At 71.5% G+C, this 7,811-nt stretch carries 5 protein-coding genes and 2 pseudogenes; 6 read left to right on the forward strand and 1 reads right to left on the reverse strand.

What is annotated here, in order from left to right; translation table 11 throughout:
* Positions 1-107: 107 nt before the first annotated feature.
* Positions 108-1,481: pseudogene (locus LG395_RS31525) on the reverse strand (aldehyde dehydrogenase); the annotation flags it as partial.
* Between the two features lie 191 nt (positions 1,482-1,672).
* On the opposite strand from LG395_RS31525, the gene LG395_RS31530 reads away from it, so the two are divergent.
* From LG395_RS31530 to LG395_RS31550, 6 genes and pseudogenes are all read left to right on the forward strand, one after another.
* Positions 1,673-2,161 (forward strand): TetR family transcriptional regulator, encoded by a 489-nt coding sequence (locus LG395_RS31530; protein ID WP_225812090.1) that lies wholly within the window; start codon positions 1,673-1,675, stop codon positions 2,159-2,161.
* A gap of 221 nt (positions 2,162-2,382) precedes the next feature.
* Positions 2,383-2,835 (forward strand): annotated as a pseudogene (locus LG395_RS41740) (AAA family ATPase); the annotation flags it as partial.
* Between the two features lie 1,051 nt (positions 2,836-3,886).
* A complete protein-coding gene (locus LG395_RS41745; RefSeq protein WP_372463493.1) occupies positions 3,887-4,102 on the forward strand; it encodes a helix-turn-helix domain-containing protein in 216 nt (71 codons plus the stop codon).
* Positions 4,103-4,553: 451 nt separating this feature from the next.
* The gene (locus tag LG395_RS31540) at positions 4,554-5,618 is read left to right on the forward strand and encodes an alpha/beta fold hydrolase (RefSeq protein WP_225812073.1); all 1,065 of its coding nucleotides are present in this window, start codon (positions 4,554-4,556) and stop codon (positions 5,616-5,618) included.
* 62 nt (positions 5,619-5,680) lie between these two features.
* Positions 5,681-6,439 (forward strand): creatininase family protein, encoded by a 759-nt coding sequence (locus LG395_RS31545; RefSeq protein WP_225812074.1) that lies wholly within the window; start codon positions 5,681-5,683, stop codon positions 6,437-6,439.
* Between the two features lie 334 nt (positions 6,440-6,773).
* Positions 6,774-7,634 carry an alpha/beta fold hydrolase gene (locus tag LG395_RS31550; RefSeq protein ID WP_225812075.1) on the forward strand — a complete coding sequence of 287 codons (861 nt, stop codon included), beginning with the start codon at positions 6,774-6,776 and terminating at the stop codon, positions 7,632-7,634.
* The last annotated feature ends 177 nt before the right edge of the window (positions 7,635-7,811 follow it).

A 7,811-nucleotide genomic window follows, 5' to 3' on the forward strand; every position in this document is an offset into this window, starting at 1 on the left:
CGGCGGTGCTCGCCGGCGACGGGGCCGTACGACCGGGGTCAGACGGTGATGGTCTTGTACTCGGTGTAGGTGCCGAGGCCGACCGCGCCGTACTCGCGGCCGATGCCGCTGGCCTTGAAGCCGCCGAAGGGGCCGTCGAAGGCGACGGAGGCGCCGTTGACCGTGACGGTGCCGGTGCGGACACGGCGGGCGACCGCCAGGGCGTGCTCCTCGTCGGAGGACCAGACGCCGCCGGAGAGGCCGTACTCGGAGTCGTTGGCGATGCGGACGGCGTCGTCCTCGTCGTCGTAGGCGATGACCACGAGGACCGGGCCGAAGATCTCCTCCTGCGCGATCCGCATGGAGTTGTCGACGTCGGCGAAGACGGTGGGCGTGACGTAGTTGCCCTTCTCCAGACCCTCGGGGATCTGCGGGCCGCCGGTGACCAGGCGGGCGCCCTCCTCGATGCCGAGCCGGATGTAGTCGCGCACCCGCTGCTGCTGGTCGGGGCGGATCATCGGGCCGATGAAGGTGTCGGGGTCGTTCGGGTCGCCGACCTTCAGCGACTCCACCAGTTCCTTCAGCGCGGTCACGACCTCCTCGTACCGGCTGCGGGGGGCCAGGATGCGGGTCTGGGCGATGCACGACTCGCCGTTGTTGAGCAGGGAGCCGAACCTCAGGCCCGCGACCGCCTTCTCGATGTCGGCGTCCGGCAGGATGATGGCGGCGGACTTGCCGCCCAGTTCCAGGCTGACCCGCTTGAGCTGCTCACCCGCGATCGCGGCGATGCGACGGCCGGCCCGCGTCGAGCCGGTGAAGGCGATCTTGTCGACGTCCTGGTGCGAGACCAGGTACTCGCTGGTCTCCCGGTCCGCGGGCAGGACACTGATCACGCCCTCGGGCAGGCCCACCCGCTCCAGCAGTTCGGCCAGGAATCCCATGCTCAGGGAGTTCTCCGGGGAGACCTTGAGGATCACCGAGTTGCCCGCCACCAGAGCCGGGATGATCTTCGAGGTGGCCGAGGAGAACGGCGAGTTCCAGGGGATCACCGCCGCCACGACGCCGACCGCCTCGCGGCGCACCACGCTGCGCACCGGTGACGCCGGGTCGGAGGGGACGAGCGTCTCCTCCCAGCCGAACTCCTCCGCGGCCTTCAGGTAGGCGTTCGCCTGCCTGGTCAGACCGGGCTGCCCGGCGCGGGTGAACCAGCCGGCCGATCCGTTCTCCAGCGAGATCAGGTGTGCGATCTTCTCCGCGTTCTCCTCGCGCAGCGCGTTGAAGCGCCGCAGGACCTCGATCCGCTCGGCCGGCGGGGTCAGCCGCCACTCGCCGTCGTCGAAGGACTTCCGTGCCGCGGCGACCGCGCGGTCGATGTCCGCCGGCCGCGCCTGGGCGGCGCGGGCGACCACCGACTGGTCGTGCGGCGAGAGGACGTCGAGCAACTCGGGGTCGCTCGGCTCGGTCCAGGACCCTCCGATGAAAAGCCGGTCGTAGGTGATCATGCGCTTTCTCTCCTCCGCGCTTCGGTCGTTCGGACCTCTCGTCCAACTGCCACTTCAATGTAGCACTTCCATGAGTTACATGCACATAAGAATGGCGACACAGTCGAGATGAGCCTCAGCGGGGATACTCTTAGGGGATGAGAGCTGACGCTGCACGCAACCTGGAAACCGTTCTGACCACCGGAGCCCGCATGCTCGCCGCCGACCCCGGCGCGAGCATCGCGAGCATCGCCGCCGAGGCGGGAGTGGACCGGCGCACCGTCTACCGGCGCTTCACCTGCCGCGAGGAACTCCTCGCGGCCATCTACGAGTCGCGCGTCACCGCCATCGAGCGGGCCATCGAGGACGCCCGGCTCCGCGAGGCACCCGTCGCCGTCGCCCTGCACCGCTACGTCGAGAACATCATCGCCGTCAACCGCACCTGGCCCGTCGATCTCGCCCGCATGCTCACCGACGACGCCATCCGCCGGCGCCGGGACGCCTGTGTCGCCGCGGTCGACGCCTTTCTGCGCCGGGCCACCGAGGAAGGTCTCCTGCGCCGGGACCAGCCGGAGGGCTGGGCGGGGCCGCTGCTGCCCGAGCTGGTGAACCTGGTGGCGCACCGGCAGAGACACCTGGCGCCGGGGAAGGCCGCCGACGTGGTGGTCGACACGTTTCTGCACGGCGTCGGAGCGTCCTGAGGCAGGGAGCGCGACGGCGACACCGCGTCCTCCCACCGCTCCGGCATCGCCCCGCACAGTCGCTCACATGATTCCGTCACACTCGCTCACACGACCTCCGGTCACGTGCTTCCTTCCTCCCACCGCGAGAGCACGACCCCGCACACATAGGCTCGGAAGGTGAACGCACGAGGCGGGTCCGGTGGGAGAGGGAGTGGGGCGCCGTGGAGTCGCTCGTAACGATGATCGGCCGGGACGACGAGCTGCGGCAGCTGTCCGCTTTCGTGACGACCGCGGAGCGGCAGGCCCTCGTTCTGCGAGGGGAGACCGGGGTGGGCAAGAGCGCCCTGCTCGACCATGTCGCCCGGCCGGCCTCGGGCGCGGGACACCGGGTGATCCGGGCCGCGGGGGTGGAGGCGGAGTCCGAACTGCCGTTCGCGGGCCTGCACCAGCTGGTCCACCCCCTGCTTCCCGCCGTCGACCGCCTCGACCAGGTGCACCGCGACGTGTTCGCCACCGTCTTCGGGCGCAGTTACGGAAAGCCGCCGTCGGTGATGTCGCTCGGCATCGCCGTCCTCGACCTGCTGTCCCTGGCCTCCTCGGCGAGGCCGCTGCTGCTCCTGGACGACGGCCAGTGGCTGGACGCCTCCAGTGCGGCGGTGATCGGGTTCGTGGGGCGCCGGCTCACCGGCAGTCCGGTGAAGTTCGTCGTCGGCCTGCGCTCGGACGTGGCGTCGGGTTTCGACACCGCCGCCCTGCCCGAACTTCCGGTCCGTTCCCTCCCCGACGAGGCCGCGCGGCGACTGCTCGACCTGCGCCGCCCCGGCCTGGACCCCCACGCCCGCCGGCTGGTGCCGGACCAGGCCCGGGGCAACCCCCTCGCTCTCCTCGAACTCTCCGCCCCCTTCGACGGCGACCGCACCGGAGGCGACCGCACCGCAGGCGACCGCACCGCAGGCGGGGCCGCGCGGCTCCCCGGGCCGGCCGATGCCCCGGTGCCGTTGCCGGTGCCCCGGCGCCTGGAGCACGTGTACGGCACCCGGATCAAGGGCCTGCGCGACGACGTGCGTCAGGAGGTGCTGCGCGGCGCTCTCGACGGTGTCGGCGCCGCACCGGGGTCCGTGCCCGCGCCCGGGGCGAGGCGTTACCGCATGCGCGACGCCGAGGAGGCGCTGGCAGTGGGCCTGCTGGGCATCGACCCGGTCACCGGCGACTTCCTGTTCCGGCATCCGCTGGTACGCACCACCGTGGTCCGGACGGCGACGCCCGATGAGCGCCGGCTCACGCACGACGTCCTCGCGCCATTGCACCGCGACGACGTCGAGAGGAGCGCCACGCACCTGGCGGCCTCGGCCGTCGACCCGGACGAGGAGGTGGCCGCAGCGCTGGGGAAGGCGGCCGACTCCGCCACCCGGCGCGGCGGCGCCGTCGCCGCCGTGGCCTGGCTGACCCGGGCCGCGGAGCTGAGCGAGAACCGCGAGGACCGGTCCCGCAGGCTGGGTGACGCGGCCTTCGCCGCCGGACACGCGGGCCCCTTCGAACAGGCGCGGCGCCTCATCCGCTCCGGTTCCCTGGTGGGCACGGACGAGTCCCCCGCTTCCGTGGTCACCTCGGCCTATCTGGCGGGCTCCAGGAACGCCCGCCCGGTCCTCGTCCAGGCCGCGGAGACCGTTCGAGCGGCTCGGCGCTGCCGCCTGGGCCGAACGGGCGCGGGCGGAGCTCAGGGCGCCGGGGCTGGCCACCCGCGTGACTCCCGCACAGCTCGCCGAGCTGACCTGGCGGGAACGCCGGATCGCCGACCTCGCCGCCGGCGGCCTGACCAACAAGGAGATCGGCCGGCGGCGTGTGCACCTGTCACCGCGCACGGTCAGCTCCCACCTCTACCGGGTCTTCCCCAAACTCGGCATCACCTTCCGCGCCGCCCTGCGCGACGTCCTGGCCAAGCTGGAGGAGGAAACCTGAAATGCACAAACGTGTGACCCGGCGACGGCCCCGGGAGTCCTCTCAGTCGAATGACTTAGGCCCCCGGATTCCGGGCCGCGGACGAGGTGAGCGGCCTACGGGGCGGCCGGCGCCCGCCACCTGCGCCGCCACCTGCGCCGTCGTCTCGGGGCGCCGGGGCGTCGCGGGAGACGCGCCGGACACCCGGCCCCGTCACCGCATCGCACCGTCATGTGACTGATGTGTCCTGATTCGCTACAGACCAGAGTATGTGCCGCCGGTCCGGCACGGAAAGGAGACGGTCCCCCTCTTCCACCCACCGGGAACGCCTCATCGTCACCAGTTTGACAGGTGACGGGTCGTGTGCGAGGGTCATCGCGCCAGCAGTCGCAGTGATCCCGTACCGCCGATGTGAGCGAAGGTTCCCCGGGCCCGGACGGGTCATCGAACACGCACGACGGAGAGTCTCCAGATGATCAACAGGCGTACTTTCAACAAGGCCGTCGGCCTGGGCACCGGCGCGGCCGCCGTCTCCCTGTCCGGCCTGCAGAACCAGGCGTCCGCCGCCACCGCGCACGGGTCGAGCGGCCGGCCCGTGCCCACCGTGCCCACCATCGCCCCCGGCACGCACACCACGTTCCCCACGCTGAAGCAGGTCAAGGCGGGCGTCCTCGACATCGGCTACGCCGAGGCCGGCCCCGCGCACGGCCCGGTGGTCATCCTCCTGCACGGCTGGCCCTACGACATCCACAGCTACGTCGACGTCGCCCCGCTCCTCGCCGACCTGGGCTACCGCGTCATCGTCCCCTACCTGCGGGGCCACGGCAGCACCCGCTTCCTGTCCAGCCGCACCCCGCGCAACGCCGAGCAGTCCGCGATCGCCCTGGACATCATCGCCCTGATGGACGCGCTCAAGATCCACCGGGCGGTCTTCGCCGGCTTCGACTGGGGTTCGCGCACCGCCGACATCATCGCCGCCCTGTGGCCCGAGCGCGTCAAGGCCCTGGTCTCCACGAGCGGCTACGTCATCACCAACGTCAAGGCCCAGCTGGCGCCCGCCGCACCGGCCGTCGAGCACAACTGGTGGTACCAGTGGTACTTCGCCACCGACCGCGGCAAGAAGGCCATGGAGAACGTCGACGACCGCATCGCGCTGTGCCGCTACGTGTGGACCCTCGTCTCCCCCAACTGGAACTTCTCCGACGCCACCTTCGACCGCACCGCCCAGGCGTTCCACAACCCCGACTACGCCGCCATCGTGCTCTACAACTACCGCTGGCGCATCGGGCTCATCGAGGGCGAGCCCCGCTACGCCCGCTACGAGAAGCTGCTCGCCGCCCAGCCCCCCATCCACGTCCCCACCATCACGCTGGACCCGGCCCTCGACCCCTTCACCCCGCCCGGTGACGGCACCGCCTACCGCAGCCACTTCACGGGCAAGTACGAGCACCGCACCATCGCGAACATCGGCCACAACCTGCCGCAGGAAGCACCCACCACCTTCGCCCAGGCAGTCGTCGACGCCGACCACCTCTGAGTCCTCGCCCGGCACCGGCCCCGTTACCGCCCCCCACCGGTCACTCCCAGGAGGACTCACAGATGAGCGAAGTCCAGTGGAACCGTCTGACCGCCGCACAGCTGCGCGCCCTCGCGGCCCAGGACGCGGTCGTGCTGCTGCCCGTAGGGGCCACGGAGCAACACGGCCCTCATCTTCCCACCGGCGTGGACGACTTCCTGGCCGCCGAGGTGTGCCGGAGGGCGGCACTGCTGGCGTCCGAACACACCGGTGTGGTGGTGACACCCTCGATCCCGACGGGGCTGTCGGAGCACCACATGGCGTTCGGCGGCACCCTCACACTCTCCCTGCCGACCCTGCACGCGCTGCTGCGTGACGTCTGCCGCTCCGTGATCCGGGCGGGTTTCTCACGCATCCTGATCGTCAACGGGCACGGCGGGAACATGACCGCCCTCAACGCCCTCACGACCGAACTGACCGCGGAGCTGGCGACGCCGATCGCGTTCGCCAGCTACTTCGGCGCCGGACGGGAGGTGGTGCGGGACACGCTGGAGACCCAGGACGGGCTCATGCACGCCTGTGAGGGGGAGACGTCCATGATGATGGCCGCCTACCCCGAGCTGATCCACCACGAGCACCTGGCCGAGGCGCACGGACCGCGGATCACCCTGCCCGCGGAGTCGCCCGAGCCGGTGTACATGGCCGTGTCCTTCGACCGGATCACGAAGTCCGGGGTCGCGGGCGACGCCCGGGTGGCGAGCCCGCAGAAGGGGGAGACGATGCTCTCCGGCTGCGCGAGGGCCCTGGCCGACATCATCCTGCGCGATCCGTGGGCGCGCTAGCGCACGCCTGCCGCAGAGCGCAGCCAGGGCCGGTGACATCCGCCGATGTCACGCGAGCCCATGACACGCGGGCCACGGACACGCGTACCGGGGACACAGGACACGTGTGCGTCCGGCCCCGGAACATGCGGCCGGGTGGGGCGACGCCCTGCCCGGCCGCTCCCGTGTCCGGACGCGCCGCGCCCGGGGAGCCGCCGGTCCGGCAGGCCCCCGAACATGCGTCACCTGCTTGACAGGTGACGGTAGGCATGGAAGATTCATAACCAGTCAGGGCGGTGACGCAACCGGCGAAGCCGGGCCGCCCGTCAACGGAACACCTGAAAGGGGTCAGTTCGTGGTGAGCATCAAGGGTGGGCGCAAGCGAGTGGTGACGGGTGTGGTCTCGACGCTCACGGCGGGGCTCGCGCTCGGCGCGTTCGCCCTCAGCGGCACCGCCAACGGAGCGACGAAGACCGCCGAGGACGCCGGAGCCGGCAGACACGTCAAGCCGACCATCGTCCTGGAACACGGCGCCTTCGCCGACGGCTCCAGCTGGAACGGCGTCATCGCGGACCTGCGCGCCGACGGCTACCCCGTCGTGGCCGCCGCCAACCCGCTGCGCGGCCCCGCCTCCGACGCCGCGGCCCTGCGCACCCTCCTGGACCACGTCAAGGGTCCCAAGATCCTCGTCGGCCACTCCTACGGCGGCAGCGTCATCAGCGAGGCCGCCACCAACGACCCCCAGGTCAAGGCGCTCGTCTACGTGGCCGCCTTCCTGCCGGCGCCCGGCGAGACCGCCCTGGGGCTGACCAACAAGTACCCGGGCTCCACCCTCCCCGACGCCCTCGACCCCGTCACCTACCAGCAGGCCGACGGCACCACCGCCACCGACCTGTACATCCGGCAGGACAAGTTCCACCACCAGTTCGCCGCCGACGTCCCCGCCGGCCAGGCCGCCCTCATGGCCGCCGAACAGCGCCCCATCGCGCAGGCCGCCCTGGAGGAGAAGGCCACCAGCGCCGCCTGGAAGACCAAGCCCAGCTGGGACATCGTCACCACCCGGGACCTCAACATCCCCGCCGCCGTCCAGCGCTTCATGGCCAAGCGCGCCCACGCCCACACCACCGAGGTGGCGGCCTCCCACTCCGTCGCCGTCTCCCACCCGCACCTCGTCGCCGAGGTCATCGAGCGGGCCGCCCGCACCACCGTCCGCTGACCCCCGCGGCGCCGGACCGCCCGACAGGTTCTCCCTGCCCGGTGCCGCCCGACACGGCGGTACCGGGCACGGCCGTACGGCCCTCGCGTCCGGCCCGCTCCGAGACAACGGCCCACTCCGGGAGAATGGACGACATGAACCCACATACCGACTCCCGTCGGCTGGGGAACTTTCTCC

This window comes from Streptomyces spinosus, from assembly GCF_020400655.1.
GTDB lineage: Bacteria > Actinomycetota > Actinomycetes > Streptomycetales > Streptomycetaceae > Streptomyces > Streptomyces argyrophylli.